Here is a 21,470-nt window from a genome sequence, read left to right as displayed (position 1 = left end):
CCAAAGGTCACCACATGTTCCTTGCACTGCGCGAGCTCACGTTCGCCAGGGGCCGGTTCAGTCTCATGGGCGTGGTCATCGCGCTCATCGCCGTGCTCATGGTCCTTCTCTCCGGCCTGTCCGCGGGCCTCGTCAACGACGGCGTCTCGGGCCTCAAGGCCCTGCCGTCCTCGACCGCCTTCGCCTTCGACGCCGGCACCAAGGCCGACAACGCCTTCTCCCGCTCGGTCGTCGACGAGACCCAGCTCGAGGCGTGGCGCGACCAGCCCGGCGTCGCCGAGGCGAGCCCGATGGGCGCCTCCATCGTCAACGCCGTGACCGACTCCGGCGAGCAGGTCGACCTCACGCTCTTCGGCGTCGAGCCCGACTCCTTCCTCGCACCCGAGGTCGCCGAGGGTGAGGGTGTCGGGGAGCCCGCCGGCATCGTCGTCTCGGGCACCGCGGACGGGCTCGAGCTCGGCACCGTCGTCACCCTCGACCGCATCGACACCGAGCTCGAGGTCGTCGGCTTCACCGAGGACCAGGCCACCTTCGGCCACGTCGACGTCGCATACCTCCCGCTCGAGACGTGGCAGCTCATCGCCGCCGGGCAGGCGCCCGGGGGGAGGACGCCGAGCGCCGAGGACCTCGCCGGCCTCGACTTCGCCGAGTTCTCCGTCATCGGCCTGCGCGGCGAGGACGGCTCCGCCGTCGCCGCCGGGGACTACGTCGCCGGTGACGCTGCCGCCGAGACGACGACGATGAGCCTGAAGGAGTCCTTCAACGCCTCCCCGGGCTACCAGGCCGAGACCCTCACGCTCCAGATGATCCAGTGGTTCCTCTACGCGATCGGCGCGCTCGTCGTCGGCGCGTTCTTCACCGTGTGGACCATCCAGCGCAGCCACGAGCTGGCCGTGCTCCGCGCCATGGGCGCCTCGGCCCGCTACCTCCTGCGTGACGGCCTGGCCCAGGCGGCGATCCTCCTCCTCGTCTTCACCGCGCTCGGCGTCGGTGTCGGGGTGGGCCTCGGGTCCCTCATGCCCGAGGGCATGCCGTTCGCGCTGGAGGCCCCGGCCATCGCCGTCGCCTCGGCGCTGACCATCTTCCTCGGCCTGCTCGGGGCGGCTGTCGCCGTCCTGCGAGTCACCCGCATCGAACCGATCACCGCGCTGGGAGGCGCCCGATGAGCACCGCCGAGAGCACCCGGAACACGATGAACGACGCCCCCTCGGCCGACGTGGCCCTGCTGCTGCGCGACGTCACCCTCGAGGTCGGCGACGGCGCGGGCAAGGTCCGCGCGATGGACTCGGTGAGCCTGGAGGTCCTCCCCGGCGAGCTCGTCGCCGTCGTCGGCCCCTCCGGCGCGGGCAAGTCCTCCCTGCTCGCCGTCGCCGGCGCCCTCGCCGCCCCGACCTCCGGGGACGTCCACGTCCTCGGCGAGGACCTCGCCGCGCTGCGCGAGCGAGGGCAGGGCGCGCTCGCCGGCTTCCGACGTCGCCGGCTCGGCTTCGTCTTCCAGTCCGGCAACCTCGTGCCCGCGCTCACCGCGGCCGACCAGCTGCGCCTCGCGCGCCGCATCTCCGGGCGCCCCGGCGCCCGCGGGTTCGACCCGATGCCGTTGCTCGAGGCCGTCGGGATGAGCCACCGCGCCGGCCACCGGCCCGGTGAGCTCTCCGGCGGGGAGCGCCAGCGCGTGGGCATCGCCCGGGCCCTGGTCAACGAGCCCGGCCTCATGCTCGTCGACGAGCCCACCGCGGCGCTCGACCGGGCGCGCAGCCACGAGATCGTCGAGCTGCTCGCCGAGCGCTGCCACGAGCGGGGCATCGCCGTCGTCATGGTCACCCACGACCACGACGTCCTCGAGCACTGCGACCGCGTCGTCGAGATGGTCGACGGAAGGCTCTCGCCGGTCGCGAGCTAGCCGGCCCCTCCGCCGAGGCGCGCCACGTCCCAGGACGCGGCGCGCCTTTCGCGTTCGACGACGGGCGACGATCGCTAGTTCGTCCTTCTCGCGGTGAGGACACCGGATGACTGGGCGCGCAGGACGGCTGAGATCCGATCGCGTGTGCCGAGTTTGCGGTAGGTGTTCTCGAAGTGCTTTTCCACGGTGCGCGGCGAGATCGACAGGGCGCGAGCGATCGCCGCGGAGGTCATTCCGCGCGAGCCGAGGTCAAGCACGAGCACCTCGCGGGCGGTCAGATGCCACTCCGCCGCCGTGGCGAGCCGGTGATCGGACAACCCGCCCGGCGTCCCCCTCCATGAATGTACGGCTTGTGAGTGCTTGACGACGCCCACGAGCAGCCGCTGGACCGCCACCGCGTCGCCGTGCTCGTCGCCGGTGAACCGATCGGCGGCGCGGCACGCTCCGCATACCTGCAGCATCCGGCCTTCCGAGGGCACCGGTATCCAGAGGTGCTGATCCATCCCGACCGCTCGAAGCTCGGAGACGTATCGCCGTCCTTCGGCAGTCGTCTCGACCTCGTGGATGGCAGTGACGCCTGACGTGCGAGTTCTCACATAGTGCAGGGCGAGAGGGTGGGAATCAGACGCCCGAGAGGCGATGTCCGGCAGGAGTGGCTCGGGCGATCTCTCGAAGGCGGTCACTGAGCCGGCGACGCGCGGGCTCCATGTGAACAGTCCCGCAGTCGGTGCGTGGAGAAGCGTGGCGAGAAGATCGCCGACCGTCAACCAGTCGACCTCGCTCTCAAGGCTCTGGAGGCAGTCCCCGGCGAAATCCAGCCAGGACGCCAGCCGTCGCATTCGCATCTGTCGCCCCCTGCGCAGCCTCACAAGCGCCCGGCTCTCCCTATGGTCGGGGGCGGGGGCGGGGGCGTCAACGTTCCCCGGCGTACTGGACGGCGGAGAATCACCGTCCCGTCTACAGCTCGGAGGGCTTCGGCTGAGCGTCCACATTGCCCGCGACGCTGACGAAGAACCCCCATGGATCTGGCATCGGGTGATCGCCGCTGACTGTCTCCCACTCCCGGAACCACCCCGAGTGAACGCTGGCGGAGGGGATCGGGATCTGTTCGCGGAGTCTCTCTTCGAGTGCCGATCGGATCGCGAGGCAGTTCCGTCGGATCGCTCGGACGGCGTCGGGATCGTGCGCCGACTTGAAGCCCGTGACGGGAGGCTTGCCAGATGTTCCGGCGAGGATGAAGTCGGCGAACCCGCGGTGAGGATCGGGATGGTTGCCCTTTCCGAACGCACGCCAGGTCAGTTGCCAGTTGTAGACACGGAGTCTGGTGATGCGGTCGGAAAGGTCTTTCGCGCGAGCGGTCTTGGGACTTGGCACACCGAGCACGTCGGCGGCCCTCATCCATCCGTAGTCGGCTGCGATGCGGATGAGTCCGGGTTCCACCACCATCGGGTCGTGGAGGTCGAAGGTGGGGCGTATCTCGTGGACCGTGACAGCTCGGCCCCAGGCAGGCGGCCTGACATCGTCGTCGGCGACCTCGTCGAAGGTGATGCCGAGGACTGCTCGGGCCATGACCTGGGCAAAGGTCCGAGTGGGATCCATCTGCTGAATTTCTACCGGCGCGCTGCACCGGAGGGCGATGACCTCGTGGCAGCCGAGCTCTTCGACCGCAATCCGCACAGGCACGACGTCGCGGACGCCGCCGTCGACACACATGTGGTTGCCGAGCGGCAGAGCAGGAAAGATGCCGGGCATGCTTGCCGAGGCCAAGGCTCCGAGCGGCACGGTGACCGGGACCGGCGGGAAAGGGGGAAACGTCGGACGTTGCGGATCTGGGCCGGGAAAGGTCAGGTTTGCGCGTTCGTCGACCTGGACGACCTCTCCGGTCTCGAGGCTTACCGACACTAGCCGCAGCGCAATCCTCGATGCCTGCAGTTTCGAGCGGTCGAAGGCGGCGTTCAGCCGTCGCGCGATCGGGAGGAGGTTGAAGATCGCGCTTCCCGGACGCGCTGCCGCCGCGCCGATCTCACTGACGGCGAGCACGCCGCGGATCGCGGCATAGGGCAGGAGTAGGAGACCTTGCCATGAGAGCTGGCCGAGCGCGGTCTTTGCATCTGCCTTGAGTCCCGAGACCCATGGCTCCTCCTCCCACATGCTGCTCTCATCGGTGAGGGCGTCCCAGCTGGCTCGGAGTCTCGTGGCGGCGTGGCGGCCGGGGTCGTCGCCCATTGCGAGGTCGACAGCGTTGATCGCCCCCACAGAGGTGCCGACGATCGCGTCGGGACGGTACCCGCGCTCGTCGTAGAGGTACTGGAGCGCGCCCACCTGGAAATCGCCGCGCGTGCCCCCGCCCCCGAGAGCGAGGCCCGTCCGTTGCGCCATACGCACCACGATCGTCTTGTAGGCACTGGTGCTGGTGCCTGCACCCCGCGTGTTGTGCGCGATGACGGCGTACTCGGCGGTCCATGACCTGGTCCCCGGAATGGTGACGGTGACGGCACCCGACAGCGGGAGCGGCGGGCGTGGGATAGGCAACTCGTGAACGCCTGAGAGCTGCCGCGTCCCGATCTCGACCTCGTCGGCGCCCTTCGTACGCCACCGCAGGGTGACGGTCTGTCCGGGGCTGAAGTCGGGTCCCGGCTCGATCGTGAACTCCAGGATCTCAGGTGGCCCCCAATGTGCGACGTCCGCTGCCCTGGCGACGACAGCGAGGGCGGGGGGTGCGAGCGAGGCGAGCACGACGCGCACCGGAGCCGCAGCGGCGGCGGAAAGGTAGGGCTCCAGCGTCGTGACGATCTCAGCCACCGTGTCGCCCTCTGGCCCGGTCGTGTGAGACTCCTCGACGACTGCGACGGGGCCAGGGCGTGCCCCCGCAGGAACGGCGACTCGGACTTGTGTGTCCGTCCACTCGATAGCGTCCTCACCGGACACGCGCACATCGCCGCTCCCGCTGAACTGCACGGCGCGGGAGGACGGCGGACCGAATGACACCCCGGTGATCACGACTTGCTCTCCCGGCGTGGCATCGACCGGGTCGACGAGGCTCACCCGACCGGCAGGAACGGGTACTGATCGGCCCACCGCGGTGCCGAAGACGGTGAGCGCTGCTTCCACTGCTCGGACCGACGACTTCTTCCGGAAGTTCTCGCCGAGTGTGAGCCTGGAGGTCGACGTCAGGCCTCTGACGGATGGGACCGTCGACCCTGCGGGACGGAGCCGGTCGAGTGGGTCCTGCTCACGCGCAGGACGCACGCTGTCCTTCCGGGTGGGCTCACCAGGGGCGGGCACGCCAGCTCCGTCCGCGACGAACATTGACCGGAGCGCCTGGCCAACGGGGCGCGCAGACGCGCACGCGAGTGCAATCCGCTCGGCCCAGGGCCCGACGTCGACACCCCCGGCGGCGAGGAGGTAGGCCACGCCGAAGCATGAGCGCAGGTAGTCGATCTGAAGGGTGACGAGGTCCGGATCGGCCCGGGTGCCGAAAAGGCCGATAGCGATGTCGGCGGACGGGGTGTCTGCCGACAGTGCATCCATGAGCTCGAGTGCCACTGTCGCGACACGCGGCCGTGAGTCCGCAGCGACCTCAACCGCCTGGAGAGCCTCTTCCCCGCCCCATGCTCCGCCGGCGGCGAGTGCTTCGAAAGGGATGTGCGGCAGCCGAGGAAGCGGCGCCGTAGGTGCCAGCCGCTCGACCAGCACTCGACTCGAAAGCATGAGCTGCTCCTTCCGTGGCGGGTGTGCCCCTCGACCCAGGATGCGTCCGTGTGGGAGACAGGCCAATACGCAGGACCACGTAGGGAGGGTGAGCCCTAGACGGCTCATGTACAGGCCTCCGCCAAGCCCTTGGGTGAGCACCGATCAGGTCGGTCAGAGGTCGCGGATGGGTCGTCCAGCGCCTCGGGTGGCAAGGTGCGACGGGAGCCCGGTGCCACGACTCCGAACACATCACAGGCCACATCGTGAGATCGCCGTCTCTCTCGTTGGACTTGGCCCGCTCCACCGGTCGAACCTGGGCATGCCGCGACGCGCCGCAACCCCGCGCGCGTCCAGCGATCCCAGGAGGACCGGTGTGATCGACCTCGTCGAGGTGTCCAAGACCTTCCGCACCCCCGGCGGAGAGGTCCACGCGCTCGACCACGTCTCGCTGCACGTGGAGCCCGGGGAGATCTTCGGGATCGTCGGCCAGTCGGGCGCCGGCAAGTCCACGCTCATCCGCACCGTGAACGCCCTCGAGCAGCCCGACTCGGGCACGGTCACCGTCGCCGGAGCGACGATCTCCGAGCTGCGCGGCAAGGAGCTGCGCGAGGCCCGCCGCCGGGCCGGGATGATCTTCCAGCACTTCAACCTCCTCTCCTCGCGCACCGCCCTCGGCAACGTCGAGCTCACCCTGGAGATCGCCGGCACCGGCCGCGGCGCCCGCCGCCGCCGCGCCCAGGAGATCCTCGACCTCGTCGGCCTGGCCGACCGCGCCGACGCCTACCCCGCCCAGCTCTCCGGCGGGCAGAAGCAGCGCGTCGGCATCGCCCGCGCCCTGGCCGACAACCCGCGCGTCCTCCTCTCCGACGAGGCCACCTCGGCCCTCGACCCGGAGACCACCCGCTCGGTCCTCGACCTCATCCGCCGCCTGTCGCGCGAGCTCGGCCTCACCGTCCTCCTCATCACCCACGAGATGGACGTCATCAAGCGCATCTGCGACTCCGCGGCGCTCATGGAGCACGGCCGGATCATCGAGAACGGGGCGATGGAGCAGCTCATCACCACCCCCGGCTCCCGCCTGGCCGCCGCCCTCTTCGAGCTCGGCGAGCTCCCCCCGGACCGCGGCCACCGCATCGTCGACATCACCTTCACCAAGCAGACGTCCTCCGAGCCGGTCATCGCCAAGCTCGCCCGTGACCAGGGCATCGACGTCGCCATCCTCGGCGCCGCGATCGAGACGATCCACGGCGGCACCCAGACCGGCCGCACCCGGCTGGAGATCCCCGGCAGCGCCGACGAGGTCGAGCGCGCCCTCACCTACCTGCGCGAGCAGGGCCTGTTCGTGGAGGTGGTCCGATGATCGACCGCGACGCCCCGGAGTTCTGGTCCGACCTCTTCGGCATCGTCATCCACGCGACCTGGCAGACCCTCTACATGGTCTTCGTCGCCCTGCTCCTCACCATCGTCGTCGGCACGGCGATCGGCGTCCTGCTCGTCACCACCGAGCGCGGCGGCCTCTACGCCAAGCCCTTCGGCTCGCTGGCGCTGGGGAAGGTGGTGAACCGGGTGCTCGACGTCGTCGTCAACGTCGGGCGGTCCATCCCGTTCATCATCCTCATGATCCTGCTCATCCCCTTCACCCGGGCGGTCGTCGGCACGTTCATCGGTCCGACCGCCGCGATCGTCCCGCTCACCGTCGCCGGCATCCCGTTCTTCGCGCGGCTCGTCGAGATCGCCGTCCGTGAGGTGCCGCGCGGGATCGTCGACGCCGCAGTCTCCCTCGGGGCGACGAAGCGCACCATCCTCTTCAAGGTCCTCCTCGCCGAGGCCGTCCCCGCCCTCACCCTCGGGCTCTCGACCACCGTCGTCGGGCTCATCGGCTACTCCGCGATGGTCGGCGCCGTGGGCGGCGGCGGGCTCGGGGACGTCGCCTTCCGCTACGGGTACCAGCGCTACAGCCTCGACTACATGCTCGTCGTCGTCGTGGTCCTCGTCCTGCTCGTCCAGATCCTCCAGAGCATCGGCAGCTTCATCGCCCGACGCACGTCACACCGCTGAGAAAGAGAACCCATGCGCATCACCCGCACGCTCCCCGTCGCCCTCCTCGCCGCCCTCGCGCTCACCGCCTGCGGAGGGGACGACGACGGCGGCTCGGCAGCCGAGTCCGACACCATCCGCGTCGGGGCGCTCGCCGTCCCCGCCGGGGACATGCTCAAGTTCGTCGCCGAGGAGCTCGCCCCGGCCGAGGGCCTCACCGTCGAGTTCGTCGAGTTCAGTGACTACAACACGCCGAACCCGGCCGTCGTCGACGGCGACGTCGACGCCAACCTCTTCCAGAACACGACGTTCATGGAGACCTTCAACGAGGCCGCCGGGGAGGAGCTCGTCTCGGTCGGCGAGGTGTACCTGCCGCGCATGGGCCTGTACTCGGGCGACTACGCCTCCCTCGACGAGCTGCCCGACGGCGCGTCCATCGCGATCCCGAACGACCCGACGAACGAGGGCCGTGCGCTCAAGCTGCTCGCCGCGCACGGCCTCATCGAGGTCACCGACGAGCCGATCACCATCGCCGACATCACCTCCAACCCGCGCAACATCGAGTTCGTCGAGATCGAGAACGCGACACTGCCGCGGGCCGTGGAGGACCAGGACGCCGCGATCGTCACCGCCGCGTTCGCCCTGCCGGCCGGGCTGGGTGAGGACAAGATGATCCTCGCCGAGGAGAGCGACAGCGAGTACTACAACGTGCTGTCGACGACCCCCGAGCTCGCCGACGACCCGCGGATCGCGACCCTCTACGAGCTGCTCACCTCCGACGAGATGGCCGACTTCCTCGCCGAGCAGTACCAGGGCGTCATCATCCCCGTGGACTGACCCGACCGACTCCGGGAGCGAGCCGCGCGGCCGACAGCCGCGCGGCTCGCTCTCTGTCTCTTGCCAGGGAGAGGGCTGCCCTACCGGGCGCCGGCCAGGGTGAAGGTGATCTGCGGGGCGTCGTCGCGCTCCCCGGCGGGGGCGTAGGCCACCGTGTGCGACCCGGCCCCGGTGATCTCGACCGGGCCCTCGTAGGTGACCCACTCGCCGCCGTCGAGGGAGTACTCGACCGCCTCGACGCCGTCGGCAGCGGGCTCGAGCACGAGGGTGACCGGCCCGTCGTAGGCCGCGAAGTCCGCGCAGGCGATCGGCAGTCCGGGGAACTCGGAGTCGTGGATCATCATCGACAGCGGCGTCTCCCGCGGGACCCAGTCGGCCCCGCCCGAGCCGATCGCGCTGCCGGTCCGGCTCGGCTCGAGGGAGCCGGCCGGGTCGGAGCTGGAGGACAGCCAGATCTCGTTCGGCGGCTCCGGCGGCCCGGCGTGGTCGTGCATGTAGTGCCCGCCGAAGTCGGTGCACGACCCGTCGTGCAGGTGGGCGGCGTGCGGCTGCCCGGACATCAGACCCGTGACGTTGGTCGAGATCTGGGTGCCGTACTCGTCCTTGACGAGCGTGACGGTCCCCTCGACGACGAGCGTGTTCGTCGCGCTGCCCATGCCCTCAGCGAGAGGACCGTAGGAGCCGGTCGAGGTGCCGAGCACCGAGGCGCTCACCGGGCCGGCAGCTACCGCCTCGTGGCTGTCGCCGCCGTGCGCGTCGTGGGCGCCGTGGTCCTCGGCGTCGGTGGTCTGCGTCGCCGGTGTCGGGGTCGGGGTCGCCTCCCCGGCCTGGGCCGGGGCGGTCACCGGCTCGGCCGCGTCCGAGCACGCGGCCAGCACGAGACCGAGGCTGAGGACGGCGACCGCCGTCCGGTGGTGTGAGCGCATCGTCGCCTCCACTCCTGGGCGGCACCCGTTGCCGCCCGGGGAAGTGTAAGGGCACTGCGGACCTGCCCCGCCCGCCCCGACGGCGGCCGAGACGCGCGGCCCGGGACGCGCCGCGCACCGGTCACGTACGGAGACGCCCCCACCGCTCCGGGTGGGGGGGAGAGCGGTGGGGGCGAGCGCCGTGGTTCGCCGCAAAATTAGGGCGGCGCCGCCGAGCCGCGTCGGGACGTTGGTCCCTGTCGGGGACCGTGTGGTCCGATCAGTTCCGGCGGCGGGCCAGGTCTGCCACGGCATGACTCGGATCGTCGCCGACATCTCCGTCTCCCTCGACGGCTACGTCACCGGCCCCGACCCCGGCCCCCGGAACGGCCTCGGTACCGGCGGGGAGTCGCTCCACGAGTGGGCGTTCTCCGACCATCCCGTCGACCGACGAGTCCTGCGCGAGGGGACCGCCCGATCGGGCGCCGTCGTCCTCGGCCGCCGGCTCTTCGATGTCGTCGACGGCCCCGGCGGCTGGGACGACGAGACGGGGTACGGGGCCGGCGAGGTCGGCACCCCGCCCTTCGTCGTGGTCACCAGCGCACCGCCGACGGCGGTCCGGCTCGCCCACCTGGAGTGGACCTTCGTCACCACCGGCCTTCCCGACGCCGTCGCCGCGGCTCGGCGGCGCGCCGAGGCGCAGTCGGGGGAGCGGGGCGAGGACCTCGACGTCGTCCTCATGGGAGGCGGAGCAACCATCGGCTCGGCGCTCGCGGCGGGGCTCGTCGAGGTGCTGTCGGTGCACCTCGCGCCCGTCGTCCTCGGCGCGGGTACGCCGCTGTTCACCGGCGGCTTCTCCGGGACGCTGGTGCAGCGCAGCGTGACCGCGACGTCGACTGCCACGCACCTCGTGTACGACGTCGGCTGACGGTGGATGCACGTCCGGCTGTTACGGGTCGTCGCGGGGCCGGCGTCCCCTACGGTCGGAGCACCAGGGGCGACCAGCCCAGCGGCACCTACCGTCCGGGGGGATACCGATGAGCGACGCCAAGCAGATGCTCCACCGTTACCTCCAGAGCTCGCGCGAGGCGGTGCTGTGGAAGCTCGAGGGCCTGAGCGAGCGCGACCTGCGCTGGCCGCACACCCGTACCGGCACCAACCTCCTCGGCCTCGTCAAGCATCTCGCGGGCGTCGAGCTCGGCTACTTCGGCGACACCTTCGGCAGGCACGCCCCGATCGAGCTCGAGTGGCTGGCCGACGACGCCCCGCCCAACGTCGACATGTGGGCCACGGAGGACGAGTCGGCGGAGTACGTCGTCGACCTGTACCGCCAGGCCTGGGCGCACTCCGACGCGACGATCGAGGCGCTCGACCTCGACGCCCTCGGGCGCGTGCCGTGGTGGCGCGACGGCGAGGTCACCCTCCACCACATCCTCGTCCACGTCATCGCCGAGACCGCCCGGCACGCGGGTCACGCCGACATCGTCCGTGAGTTCATCGACGGCGAGGTGGGTCTGCGGCAGGCCGCGACGAACATCCCCGGGCGGGGGGAGCAGTGGTGGACGGACTACGTCGGCACCCTGCGCGGGGTGGCGCAGTCCTTCGGCGGCTGACGTGAGTCGCGCGTCGCACGTCCACGGCGTCGGGCGGTCCGCCGCGGACGACGACGCGGCGCGACGTGCGCTGCAGCGGCGGGTGCTCGCGGTCGTGGCGGCCACCCAGGTCCTCGGCGGCGCGGGGCTCGCCGCGGGTGTCACCGTGGGTGCTCTGCTGGCCGAGGAGCTCCTCGGGACGAGTGGGCTCGCCGGGCTCCCCGTCGGGTTGTTCACCCTCGGCTCGGCCCTCACCGCTCTCCTCGTCGGCCGGCTCACCCAGAGACGCGGGCGCCGGGCCGGTCTCGGTGCTGGGTTCGCGGCCGGAGCGCTCGGCGCGGCGGGGGTGGTGCTCGCGGCCGTCCTCGCGAACGTCCCGCTGCTCCTCGCCGCCCTGTTCGTCTACGGGGCGGGCGCGGCCACGAACCTCCAGACCCGTTACGCCGGGACCGACCTCGCCCGCCCCGAGGAGCGCGGCCGGGCGGTGAGCGTCGCGCTCGTCTGCACGACGTTCGGTGCGGTCGCCGGCCCGAACCTCGTCGAGCCGCTCGGTCGGCTGGCGACCATGCTCGGCATCCCCGCGCTCGCCGGCCCGTTCCTCCTCTCGGGGGCCGCGTTCCTCGCCGCCGGGACGACGGTCGTCCTGCTCCTGCGGCCCGACCCGTTCCTCGTCGCCCGGCACCTGGCGCCCGCCGAGTCGCCGAGCGGCCCGCCGGGTCCCGCGGGGTCCGGGCCCGCGCCGGCCGAGGTGGAGCGCTCCGCGACACCGACCGACCTCGACGCCACCACCCCGGACGCGCGACGCCCCGGCGTGCTCGCCGGGGCGGCCGTCATGCTCCTCACGCAGGTCGCCATGGTCGCGGTCATGACCATGACGCCCGTGCACATGCGCGCCCACGGCCACGGACTCGGCTCGGTGGGCCTGGTCATCAGCATCCACGTCGCCGCGATGTTCCTGCCCTCGCTGCTGACCGGCGCCCTCGTCGACCGGGTCGGGCGCATGCCCGTGGCCGTGGCCGCCGGTGTCACGCTGCTGCTCGCCGGTGCTGTCGGAGCGCTCGCTGGTGACTCGCTCTCCCTGCTCGTCCTCGCCCTCGCCCTGCTCGGTCTCGGCTGGAACATGGGGCTCATCGCGGGCACCGCCCTCATCGTCGACGCCACCGGTCCTGCGACGCGGGCCAGGACGCAGGGCGGCGTCGACGTGCTCATCGCGCTCGCCGGCGCCGGCGCGGGCGCGATGTCCGGCGTCGTCGTCGCCGGCAGCAGCTTCGCGATGCTCTGCCTGGCCGGCGGCGTCCTTGCTCTCGCGCTCGTCCCCGTCATGGCGTCCTACCGCCGGGCCGCCGCGTCCCCCGCCGTCCCGGAGTAGGCCGCCGTGCCCTCCTCGCTCCCGGGTGACCGGCCGCGTCCCGCGGCTCGAGCGGCGCCGGGAAACAGCGTGGGAGGACCGGGGGGGCCGATAGGGTCCGCACCATGAGGTACGCCGTGAGCATCCCGCCGTTCACCGACGCACGGACGGTCCTCGAGCTGGGACGCGAGGCCGAGCGGGCGGGATGGGACGGGGTCTTCCTGTGGGACCACGTCCAGTGGTCGCCCGGCATGCCCGTGCACGACCCGTGGGTGCTCCTCGGCGCGCTCGCCCAGCTCACCGAGCGGGCCCTGCTCGGCACGCTCGTGACGCCGGTGACCCGCCGTCGCCCGACGACGCTCGCCAAGCAGGTGACGACGCTGGACCACCTGAGCGACGGCCGGGCCGTGCTCGGCGTCGGCCTCGGCGAGCCGCGCGACCTCGACTTCGCCGACCTCGGCGACGAGGCCGACCCCCGCGTGCGCGGTGCCATGCTCGACGAGTCGCTCGACGTCCTCGACCGGCTCTGGCGCGGCCCGACCGACCACGCCGGTGACCACTACACCGTCAGGGCCGACTTCCGGCCCCGGCCCGTGCAGCAGCCCCGGCCGCGCGTCTGGGTGGCCGGCGTGGTGCCCAACCGCAAGCCGCTGCGCCGCGCCCGCCGGTGGGACGGCGTCGTGCCCATCGGCACCGACGGCGACCTCACGCCGGACGCGCTCGCCGACTACCTTGCCCTCGTCCCGCCCGGCGAGGACCAGCGCGAGGACTGGGACGTCGTCGCCCACTGGGCCCGCGGCGTCCCGGCGCAGGAGTACGCCGACGCCGGCGCAACCTGGCTGGTGATCTCCGCGTGGCCCACCGAGGACGGCTGGGTGGAGGGCCTGCGCCAGGGCATCCGGCACGCGCTGGACTGAGGTCACACCGCGAGGGCGACGAGTGCGGCCGCGGGCAGCACCCCGGAGCCGAGGACGCCGCGCACGCTCCCGCCGCGCGGCAGCCAGTAGCCCAGCGCGTCCGCGAGCCCCATGAACAGCGCGGAGAACAGCAGGTAGACGAGGCACGCGACGACGAGGACGGTCCCCGTCTCCCGGTCCCCGACGTTGACCATGACCAGCCCGACGAGCGTGCCCACGCCGACCAGCGCGTTGCGGGCACCGATGCAGAAGGACCAGAGGTGGACGTTCGCCAGCCCCTCGGACTCGATGCCGAGGAAGCGCTGCACCCCCGGCCGGTGGATGCGGAAGGCCTCGAAAGGGGCGACGCCGATGACGACCGCCGCGCTCACGGCGGCGCAGACCTGGACGAAGGCGTTCACGGCAGCCTCCCGGGCACGGCCTCGACGAGGGAAACGGGTGAGACGGTGGGGATGACACGCAAGGTCCGGAACCCGGTGTCGGCCAGCAGCGTGCGCCACTGCTCCTCGGTGCGCTCGCGGCCGCCGACGAACACGAGCATGTCGAGGTCGAGCGCCTTGGCGAAGTGCGGTGTGTTCCCCGGCGGGACGACGCCCTCGACGATGAGCAGGGTGGCGCGCTCGCGCATGTGGCGGCGCACCGTGGACAGGACCGCGGCGGCCCGGTCGTCGTCGTAGTCGTGGAGCACTCGTCGTAGGACGTAGAGGTCGCCGTCGTCGGGCACGGCGTCGAAGTACGAGCCCGACTCGATGCGGCACCGGTCGAGCACCCCCGCCTCGCCGAGCAGACGCCGGGCGCCGTCGGCCATGGGCGCCCGGTCGAGCAGCACCCCCTCGGCGGAGGGCGCGGCGGTGAGCATGAGTGCGAGCAGCCCGCCGTGGCCGCCGCCGACGTCGACGATCCGGCAGAACCGGCTGAAGTCGTAGACGGCGTCGACGGCGGGCCAGTCCTGTGCGGAGAGGCGGGCCATCGCGGCGTTGAAGACCGCGTCGAACTCCGGGTCGTGGTCGAGGTGGTCCCACATCGTGCGCCCGACGGCGCGCTCGACACCGGGCGTCCCCGTCCGGACGCTCTCGGCGAGCTCGCCCCACACGCGCTGGTAGGTCGGGTCGCCGAGCATGAGGACGACGTCGCGCATGGAGCCGGGGACGTCGGAGCGGAGCCGCTCGGCCAGGGGCGTGAGGGTGAACCGGCCATCCGGCTCCTCGCGGAAGACGCCCCACGTCGTGCAGGCGCGGAGCAGCCGGTGGGTGGCGTCGGCGTCCAGGCCGAGCCGTGCCGCGACGTCGTCGGGGGCGCGGGGACCGCCGGCGAGGGCATCCGGGAGGCCGAGCCGGGTCGCGGCGTAGATCGCCTGCGTCGCGATGAACCCCGAGGCGAGCTCCAGGAGGCCGACGTCCGCCGGCACCATGCGGGAGGCTGCCTTCTGGACCGCCGCCCGGACGCTGAAGGCGGCCCTGGCGATGCGAACTGGTGGGAGCCGGTTCATGATGACCCCTAAGATGGTCAGTGTTGCTGACCAGTTTCCTCCGCCGTCGAGCGCTGTCAAGGGGTGCCGTGGATCTCGCCACGCTGATGTTCGTCTCCTACCGGGCGATGGACGAGCGGGTCGTCCGGGCGATGCGCGACGCCGGGTTCCAGGTCACGCCGGCCCAGGCCCGGTTGAGCCAGCGCATCGCCGACGACGGCTCGCGGCTCACCGACCTCGCCCACCAGGCACAGGTGACCAAGCAGACAGCGAGCGTGCTCGTCGCCGGGCTCGAGGCGCAGGGGATCGTCGAGCGGGTGCCCGACCCGGCCGACGGACGGGCCCGCCTCATCCGGTTCACGCCTCGCGGGAAGGCCGCGGCCCGCCGGGCCCTCGAGGTCGTCGGGGAGGTCGAGCGGGAGTGGGAGGAGCACCTCGGACCCGAGCTGACGGCCTCCCTGCGGGCGGCCCTGACGACGCTCGGCCAGGTCACCGACCCGTACCGCTGAGGCGGTGGCCGCCGTCGTCGTCCGCCGCGACCTCGATAGGCTGGGGGCACCATGACCGAGACCTCCGCTCCCAAGACCGCCGACGACGGCGCCCGCTCCGGCGCCGTCCGCGTCCGCTTCTGCCCCTCGCCGACGGGGACCCCGCACGTCGGGCTCATCCGCACCGCTCTGTTCAACTGGGCCTACGCGCGCCACACCGGTGGCACGTTCGTCTTCCGCATCGAGGACACCGACGCCGCGCGCGACTCCGAGGAGAGCTACCACCAGCTGCTCGACGCGATGCGCTGGCTCGGGCTGGACTGGGACGAGGGCGTCGAGGTCGGCGGGCCGCACGAGCCCTACCGGCAGTCGCAGCGGATGGACCTGTACGCCGACGTCGCCCAGCGGCTGCTCGAGGCGGGCCACGCCTACGAGTCCTTCTCCACCCCGGACGAGATCGAGGCGCGCCACCGCGCCGCCGGCCGTGACCCCAAGCTCGGCTACGACGGGTACGACCGCACGCTCACCGAGGAGCAGAAGGCCGCCTACCGCGCCGAGGGCCGCGAGCCCGTGCTGCGCATCCGGATGCCCGACGAGGACGTCACCTTCACCGACGTCGTCCGCGGGGAGATCACCTTCAAGGCCGGCTCGGTGCCGGACTTCGTCATCGTCCGGGCCAACGGCCAGCCGCTGTACACGCTGGTCAACCCGGTGGACGACGCGCTGATGAACATCACCCACGTGCTGCGCGGTGAGGACCTGCTGTCCTCCACCCCGCGCCAGGTGGTGCTCTACCGCGCCCTGCTGGACATCGGCGTCGCCTCGGTGATGCCGAAGTTCGGCCACCTGCCCTACGTCATGGGGGAGGGGAACAAGAAGCTGTCCAAGCGCGACCCGGAGTCCAACCTCTTCCTCCACCGCGAGCGCGGCTTCACCCCCGAGGGCCTGCTCAACTACCTCGCGCTGCTCGGCTGGGCGATCTCCCCGGACAACGACATCTTCTCCCGCGAGGAGATGGTCGCCGCGTTCGACGTCGCCGACGTCAACCCCAACCCGGCGCGCTTCGACCTCAAGAAGGCCGAGGCGATCAACGCGACGCACCTGCGCCTCCTCACGCCCGAGGACTTCCGCGCGCGGCTGGTGCCCTACCTCCACGCCGCCGGCGCCGTGCCCGCGGACTCCTTCGCCGACCTCTCCCCGGAGCACCAGGAGCTGCTCACCGTGGCCGCGCCGCTGGTCCAGGAGCGCATGACCCTCCTGGGCGAGGCACCCGGCATGCTCGGGTTCCTGTTCGTGGAGGACGACGCGGTGCAGGTCGAGGAGGACGCCCGCGGGGCGCTGCGGCCCGAGGCTGCCGACGTGCTCGACCGGTCGATCGAGGTGCTCTCCGGGCTCGCGGACTTCTCCCCGGAGTCCCAGCAGGAGGCGCTGCGCGCCGTGCTCGTGGACGAGATGGGCATCAAGCCGCGCTTCGCGTTCGCCCCGCTGCGGGTGGCCGTCACCGGCCGGCGGGTCTCCCCGCCGCTGTTCGAGTCGATGGAGATCCTCGGCAAGGACGCGACGCTCACCCGCCTGCGCAGGCTCCGCGCCGAGCTGTAGCCGCCCCTGATCCCCCCTTCCCGCCGAGAGCTGGATCGTGCACGGTGCACGGTCCAGCTCTCGGCGCACGGAGGGTGCGCGGCGTCCGTTCGCGGCGTACGCGGTCCGCGGGCGGCTCGTCCTGGGACGTCCCGGGACGTGGACGGGCAAACGGGGTCCCGGTGTCGGGGGTGTCTGTCATCCTGGCCCCACCAGTCGAAGCAGGGGGTAGCGATGAGCGAGTCCGGCGACAGCAGGACGTGGTACGAGGAGTTCAAGGTCTCCGGGGACAACCTGGTGACGAAGGTCCGCGAGCTGGTCCGAGAGGGCAACGTGCGCCGCGTGTTCATCAAGAACGAGGCGGGGGAGACGCTGCTGGAGATTCCCCTCACCGCGGGTGTCGCGGTGACTGCGGTCGCGGCTGTCGCCGCGCCGGTGCTCGTCGCCGTCGGGGCCGTCGCCGCACTGCTCACCCAGGTGACCGTCGGCGTCGAGCGGCAGCGCCCGCCGGACGAGGCGACCTCCGTCCACGTCATCGACTGACCCGTCCACCCCGCCGCGGCGACGTCGGGCCGGGCAAGAGGCGCCGAATTCTACTCCTCCTCAAGGAGGATGACGTGGGACGTCTGGGCAACGTCCGGATCGACGGCGGGGTAAGTTGTTCCACACAACAAAGCGGGTCGCGTCGCGGCCCAGCCCCCACCCTCAGCGACCGCGACGAGGTCGAGAGGGCGGAGACACTGACGACTCCAACGAGAAGGGCATGCTCCATGTCGACCAGAACCACCAGGGTGGCCGCCGCTCTCGCAGGCTTCGCGCTCGTGCTCACGAGCGCCGCCTGTTCCTCCGAGCGGACCCCCGAGAACGAGGGCGACACTGCCGCCGGCTCGACCGAGCAGGCCGAGGGTGGTGGTGAGCTGATCGGCATCGCCATGCCCACCCGCTCCCTCGAGCGCTGGAACAACGACGGCACCCACCTCGAGTCGCTGCTTAAGGAGCGCGGCTACGAGACCTCCCTGCAGTACGCGGACAACGAGGTCGACCAGCAGATCACCCAGCTGCAGAACATGATCAACCAGGGCGCCGACATCCTCGTCGTCGCCTCGATCGACGGCACCGCCCTCGGGCCGGTGCTCGAGCAGGCCGAGGCAGCCGGCACCACCGTCATCGCCTACGACCGCCTCATCAACGGCAGCGAGAACGTCGACTACTACGCGACCTTCGACAACTACGAGGTCGGCCAGCTCCAGGGCGAGTACATCGTCGAGCAGCTCGGCCTGGAGGACGGCGAGGCGGGCCCGTTCAACCTCGAGCCGTTCGCCGGCTCGCCGGACGACAACAACGCGGCGTTCTTCTTCTCCGGGGCCTGGGACGTGCTCAGCCCGTACATCGAGTCCGGGCAGCTGGTCGTGCCCTCCGGCAAGGCGCCGGCGACCAACGACGAGTGGACCTCCATCGGCATCCAGGGCTGGAGCTCGCAGACGGCCCAGTCCGAGATGGAGAACCGGCTGAACTCCTTCTACGCCAACGACGAGGTCGACGTCGTCCTGTCCCCGAACGACTCGCTCGCCCTGGGCATCGAGCAGGCCCTCGACGCCGCCGGCTACACGCCGGGGGAGAACTGGCCGATCGTCACCGGCCAGGACGCGGACCTCGCCAACGTCAAGAACATGCTCGAGGGCATGCAGTCGATGACGGTCTGGAAGGACACCCGCAGCCTCGGTGACCAGGTCGCCACGATGATCGACCAGATCACCTCCGGTGAGGAGGTCGAGGTCAACGACACCGAGACCTACGACAACGGCGTGAAGGTCGTGCCGGCCTACCTCCTGGCCCCGCAGGTCGTCACGTCCGACACCGTCGAGTCCGCGCTCGTCGAGTCGCAGTTCTACACCGCGGAAGAGCTCGGGCTCTGACCCCCTTGGCGTCCGCCCCGTCCCGGACTGGGCGGGGCGGACGCCGTCGACCCCAAGGACTGTCATGGTCACAGAACCACCCATCCTCGAGATGCGGAGCATCACCAAGACGTTCCCGGGCGTCAAGGCGCTCACGGACGTCGACCTGGTCGTCAAGCGCGGCGAGGTCCACGCGATCGTCGGCGAGAACGGCGCCGGCAAGTCGACGCTGATGAACGTCCTGTCCGGCGTCTACCCCCACGGGAGCTACGACGGCGAGATCCTGTTCGCGGGAGAACCCTGCGAGTTCCGCTCCATCCGCGACAGCGAGCAGCGCGGGATCGTCATCATCCACCAGGAGCTCGCGCTCAGCCCGTACCTCTCGGTCGCGGAGAACATCTTCCTGGGCAACGAGCGGTCCCGCGTGGGCGTCATCGACTGGAACACGACGAACAGCGAGGCCGCCAAGCTCATGGCTCGCGTCGGTCTCGCGGCCGAGCCGGACGACAAGATCGTCGACCTCGGCGTCGGCCACCAGCAGCTCGTGGAGATCGCCAAGGCGTTGTCCAAGGAGGTGCGCCTCCTCATCCTCGACGAGCCCACAGCGGCCCTGAACGACGAGGACAGCGCCCACCTGCTCCAGCTCATGCGACAGCTGAAGGAGCAGGGGATGACGATGATCATGATCTCCCACAAGCTCAACGAGATCGGGGCCATCGCCGACTCCGTCACCGTCCTGCGCGACGGCTCCACGATCAAGACCCTCGACATGCACGGCCCGGAGCCGGTGACCGAGGACGAGATCATCCGCCTCATGGTCGGCCGCGAGCTCGAGCACCGGTACCCCGAGCGCACCCCCCGGATCGGTGAGGAGGTGCTGCGGGTCGAGGGCTGGACCGTGCGCCACCCCATCGACCAAAACCGCCTCGTCGTCGACGGTGCCTCCCTGGACGTGCGCCGCGGCGAGGTCGTCGGCCTCGCCGGGCTCATCGGCGCCGGGCGCACGGAGCTCGCCATGTCCGTGTTCGGCCGCGCCTACGGCACGCTCGTCGACGGCCACCTCTTCGTCCGCGGGGAGGAGGTCAAGGCGACGACGGTCGCGCACGCGATCCGCCACGGCATCGCCTACGCCTCGGAGGACCGCAAGCGATTCGGCCTCAACCTCATCCAGGACGTCTGCCGGAACGTGTCGGTCGCCAACCTCCAGGCGCTGGCACAGCTCGGCGTCATCGACCAGAACAAGGAGACGGCGGTGGCCGACGGGTACCGCCGGGACCTGCGGATCAAGACCCCGACGGTGCAGTCGATCGTCGGGCAGCTGTCCGGAGGCAACCAGCAGAAGGTCGCGCTGAGCAAGTGGATCTACACCGGGCCTGAGGTCCTCATCCTCGACGAGCCGACCCGCGGCATCGACGTCGGGGCGAAGTACGAGATCTACCAGGTGATCAACGAGCTCGCCGCCGCGGGCAAGGGCGTGCTCGTCATCTCCTCCGAACTACCCGAGCTGCTCGGCATCTGTGACCGCATCTACGCGATGAGCGAAGGGCGGATCACGGGTGTCGTGCCCCGCGAGGAAGCCACTCAGGAGCGGCTCATGCAGCTCATGACCATGGACAGGGAAGGTGTCTCGCGATGAGCGAGCTGACGCAGTACCTCAGCCGGAACGTCCGGCAGTACGGGATCATGATCGCGCTCGTCGCCATCGTCGTCCTTTTCCAGATCCTCACCGACGGGCTGCTGCTGGTCCCGAACAACGTCGCCAGCCTCATCCAGCAGAACGCCTACGTGATGATCCTGGCGATCGGCATGGTCATGGTGATCGTGGCCAGGCACATCGACCTGTCGGTCGGTTCGGTCGTGGCCTTCGTCGGTGGCGTGACGGCGATCCTCATGAACAGCTACGACGTGCCGTGGCTGCTCGCCGTCGTCGCTGCGCTCGTCCTCGGCGCCCTCATCGGGTGCTGGCAGGGCTTCTGGGTCGCCTACGTCGGCATCCCGGCGTTCATCGTCACGCTCGCCGGAATGCTCATCTTCCGCGGGCTGGCGATCGTCCTCGTCGGGACGACGGTGGCCGGCCTGCCGCGACCGTTCAACGCCATCTCCAACGGCTCGCTGCCCGACGTCCTGGGCTACGTCGCCAACCTCGACGTCGTCACCCTGCTCATCGGCGCCTTCGCCATCGCGGGCGTGGTCATCGGGCAGGTGCGCAGCCGGGTCGCCAAGCGCAAGCACGACCTCGCGGTGGAGCCGTTCGTGGCGTTCCTCGGGCGTCTCGTGGTGTCCTCGGGGCTGATCGCGTTCATCACCTACCTGCTCGCGCGGAGCGCGGGCGGCACCCCGATCGTCCTCGTGATCATCGGCGTGCTGGTGATCATCTACTCCTTCGTGATGAACCGGACGGTGTTCGGCCGGCACATCTACGCCGTCGGTGGCAACCTCCAGGCCGCGATGCTCTCCGGCATCAACACCAAGCGCGTGGACTTCATGGTCTTCGTCAACATGGGCATGCTGGCGGCACTGGCCGGCGTCGTGACGACCTCGCGCGCGGGTGCCGGTGTCGCGGCCGCGGGCAACATGTTCGAGCTCGACGCGATCGCGGCGGCGTTCATCGGTGGCACAGCGGTGAGCGGCGGCGTCGGCAAGATCTCCGGCGCCATCGTCGGTGCGCTCATCATGGGCGTGCTCAACATGGGCCTGTCGATCATGGCGGTCGACCCGGCCTGGCAGCAGGTGATCAAGGGGCTGGTGCTCCTCGTGGCCGTGGCCTTCGACCTGCTGAGCAAGCGGCGCGGGGGCCGCTGAGCAAGATTCC

20 protein-coding genes are annotated in these 21,470 nt (G+C 71.1%); 15 read left to right on the top strand and 5 right to left on the bottom strand.

Annotated features, from left to right (window positions below; translation table 11 throughout):
• The first annotated feature begins 14 nt into the window (after positions 1-14).
• Positions 15-1,166: an ABC transporter permease gene (locus FE251_RS11380; RefSeq protein ID WP_139948827.1), complete on the top strand. Its 1,152-nt coding sequence runs from the start codon at positions 15-17 to the stop codon at positions 1,164-1,166.
• Positions 1,163-1,900 (top strand): ABC transporter ATP-binding protein, encoded by a 738-nt coding sequence (locus FE251_RS11375; protein WP_179954755.1) that lies wholly within the window; start codon positions 1,163-1,165, stop codon positions 1,898-1,900. The genes FE251_RS11380 and FE251_RS11375 overlap by 4 nt, the downstream gene beginning before the upstream one ends.
• A 74-nt stretch (positions 1,901-1,974) precedes the next feature.
• Here FE251_RS11375 and FE251_RS15735 read toward each other — a convergent pair whose 3' ends face one another.
• Entirely contained in the window at positions 1,975-2,403 is a 429-nt protein-coding gene (locus FE251_RS15735) for a response regulator transcription factor (RefSeq protein WP_223147538.1), read from the bottom strand.
• 454 nt (positions 2,404-2,857) lie between these two features.
• Positions 2,858-5,431, bottom strand: a complete 2,574-nt coding sequence (locus tag FE251_RS11365; RefSeq protein ID WP_168202715.1) for a patatin-like phospholipase family protein — start codon at positions 5,429-5,431, stop codon at positions 2,858-2,860.
• 535 nt (positions 5,432-5,966) lie between these two features.
• On the opposite strand from FE251_RS11365, the gene FE251_RS11360 reads away from it, so the two are divergent.
• From FE251_RS11360 to FE251_RS11350, 3 genes are read left to right on the top strand one after another with little or no spacing between them, the layout of a single operon-like run.
• On the top strand, positions 5,967-6,953 hold the full coding sequence (locus FE251_RS11360; protein WP_230976409.1) for a methionine ABC transporter ATP-binding protein: 987 nt from the start codon (positions 5,967-5,969) through the stop codon (positions 6,951-6,953).
• On the top strand, positions 6,950-7,651 hold the full coding sequence (locus FE251_RS11355) for a methionine ABC transporter permease (RefSeq protein WP_139948824.1): 702 nt from the start codon (positions 6,950-6,952) through the stop codon (positions 7,649-7,651). Before FE251_RS11360 ends, FE251_RS11355 begins: the two co-directional genes overlap by 4 nt.
• Before the next feature lie 12 nt (positions 7,652-7,663).
• Complete coding sequence (locus tag FE251_RS11350) at positions 7,664-8,467, top strand: MetQ/NlpA family ABC transporter substrate-binding protein (protein ID WP_139948823.1); 804 nt, start codon at positions 7,664-7,666, stop codon at positions 8,465-8,467.
• Positions 8,468-8,547: 80 nt separating this feature from the next.
• Here the strand turns inward: FE251_RS11350 and FE251_RS11345 are convergent, their stop codons facing one another.
• On the bottom strand, positions 8,548-9,393 hold the full coding sequence (locus FE251_RS11345) for a hypothetical protein (RefSeq protein ID WP_139948822.1): 846 nt from the start codon (positions 9,391-9,393) through the stop codon (positions 8,548-8,550).
• 292 nt (positions 9,394-9,685) lie between these two features.
• On the opposite strand from FE251_RS11345, the gene FE251_RS11340 reads away from it, so the two are divergent.
• The 4 genes from FE251_RS11340 to FE251_RS11325 all read left to right on the top strand — a co-directional run bounded on the left by FE251_RS11340 (position 9,686) and on the right by FE251_RS11325 (position 13,229).
• Positions 9,686-10,300, top strand: a complete 615-nt coding sequence (locus FE251_RS11340; RefSeq protein ID WP_139071353.1) for a dihydrofolate reductase family protein — start codon at positions 9,686-9,688, stop codon at positions 10,298-10,300.
• Positions 10,301-10,409: 109 nt separating this feature from the next.
• Positions 10,410-10,985, top strand: coding sequence for a DinB family protein (locus FE251_RS11335; RefSeq protein ID WP_139948821.1), 576 nt, complete (start codon positions 10,410-10,412; stop codon positions 10,983-10,985).
• A 1-nt stretch (position 10,986) separates the two neighbouring features.
• Entirely contained in the window at positions 10,987-12,333 is a 1,347-nt protein-coding gene (locus tag FE251_RS11330) for an MFS transporter (RefSeq protein WP_139948820.1), read from the top strand.
• A 104-nt stretch (positions 12,334-12,437) separates the two neighbouring features.
• Entirely contained in the window at positions 12,438-13,229 is a 792-nt protein-coding gene (locus tag FE251_RS11325) for an LLM class flavin-dependent oxidoreductase (protein WP_139948819.1), read from the top strand.
• A gap of 2 nt (positions 13,230-13,231) precedes the next feature.
• On the opposite strand, the gene FE251_RS11320 is transcribed toward FE251_RS11325, so the two are convergent.
• Positions 13,232-13,630 carry a DUF1304 family protein gene (locus FE251_RS11320; protein ID WP_139948818.1) on the bottom strand — a complete coding sequence of 133 codons (399 nt, stop codon included), beginning with the start codon at positions 13,628-13,630 and terminating at the stop codon, positions 13,232-13,234.
• Positions 13,627-14,718: a methyltransferase gene (locus FE251_RS11315; RefSeq protein WP_223147537.1), complete on the bottom strand. Its 1,092-nt coding sequence runs from the start codon at positions 14,716-14,718 to the stop codon at positions 13,627-13,629. Before FE251_RS11315 ends, FE251_RS11320 begins: the two co-directional genes overlap by 4 nt.
• Positions 14,719-14,786: 68 nt before the next feature.
• Here FE251_RS11315 and FE251_RS11310 point away from each other — a divergent pair, with 68 nt between their 5' ends.
• The 6 genes from FE251_RS11310 to mmsB all read left to right on the top strand — a co-directional run bounded on the left by FE251_RS11310 (position 14,787) and on the right by mmsB (position 21,460).
• Positions 14,787-15,206, top strand: a complete 420-nt coding sequence (locus FE251_RS11310) for a MarR family winged helix-turn-helix transcriptional regulator (protein ID WP_230976408.1) — start codon at positions 14,787-14,789, stop codon at positions 15,204-15,206.
• A 51-nt stretch (positions 15,207-15,257) separates the two neighbouring features.
• Entirely contained in the window at positions 15,258-16,784 is a 1,527-nt protein-coding gene (gltX, locus tag FE251_RS11305) for a glutamate--tRNA ligase (protein ID WP_139948817.1), read from the top strand.
• 213 nt (positions 16,785-16,997) lie between these two features.
• The gene (locus FE251_RS11300; protein ID WP_139072884.1) at positions 16,998-17,306 is read left to right on the top strand and encodes a DUF4342 domain-containing protein; all 309 of its coding nucleotides are present in this window, start codon (positions 16,998-17,000) and stop codon (positions 17,304-17,306) included.
• 227 nt (positions 17,307-17,533) lie between these two features.
• The gene (gene chvE, locus FE251_RS11295; RefSeq protein WP_139948816.1) at positions 17,534-18,679 is read left to right on the top strand and encodes a multiple monosaccharide ABC transporter substrate-binding protein; all 1,146 of its coding nucleotides are present in this window, start codon (positions 17,534-17,536) and stop codon (positions 18,677-18,679) included.
• 64 nt (positions 18,680-18,743) lie between these two features.
• Positions 18,744-20,294 (top strand): multiple monosaccharide ABC transporter ATP-binding protein, encoded by a 1,551-nt coding sequence (mmsA, locus tag FE251_RS11290; RefSeq protein ID WP_139948815.1) that lies wholly within the window; start codon positions 18,744-18,746, stop codon positions 20,292-20,294.
• Positions 20,291-21,460 carry a multiple monosaccharide ABC transporter permease gene (gene mmsB, locus FE251_RS11285; protein ID WP_139072882.1) on the top strand — a complete coding sequence of 390 codons (1,170 nt, stop codon included), beginning with the start codon at positions 20,291-20,293 and terminating at the stop codon, positions 21,458-21,460. The genes mmsA and mmsB overlap by 4 nt, the downstream gene beginning before the upstream one ends.
• The last annotated feature ends 10 nt before the right edge of the window (positions 21,461-21,470 follow it).

This window comes from Georgenia wutianyii (assembly GCF_006349365.1).
GTDB lineage: Bacteria > Actinomycetota > Actinomycetes > Actinomycetales > Actinomycetaceae > Oceanitalea > Oceanitalea wutianyii.
This window is presented reverse-complemented; position numbering and strand designations above follow the sequence as displayed.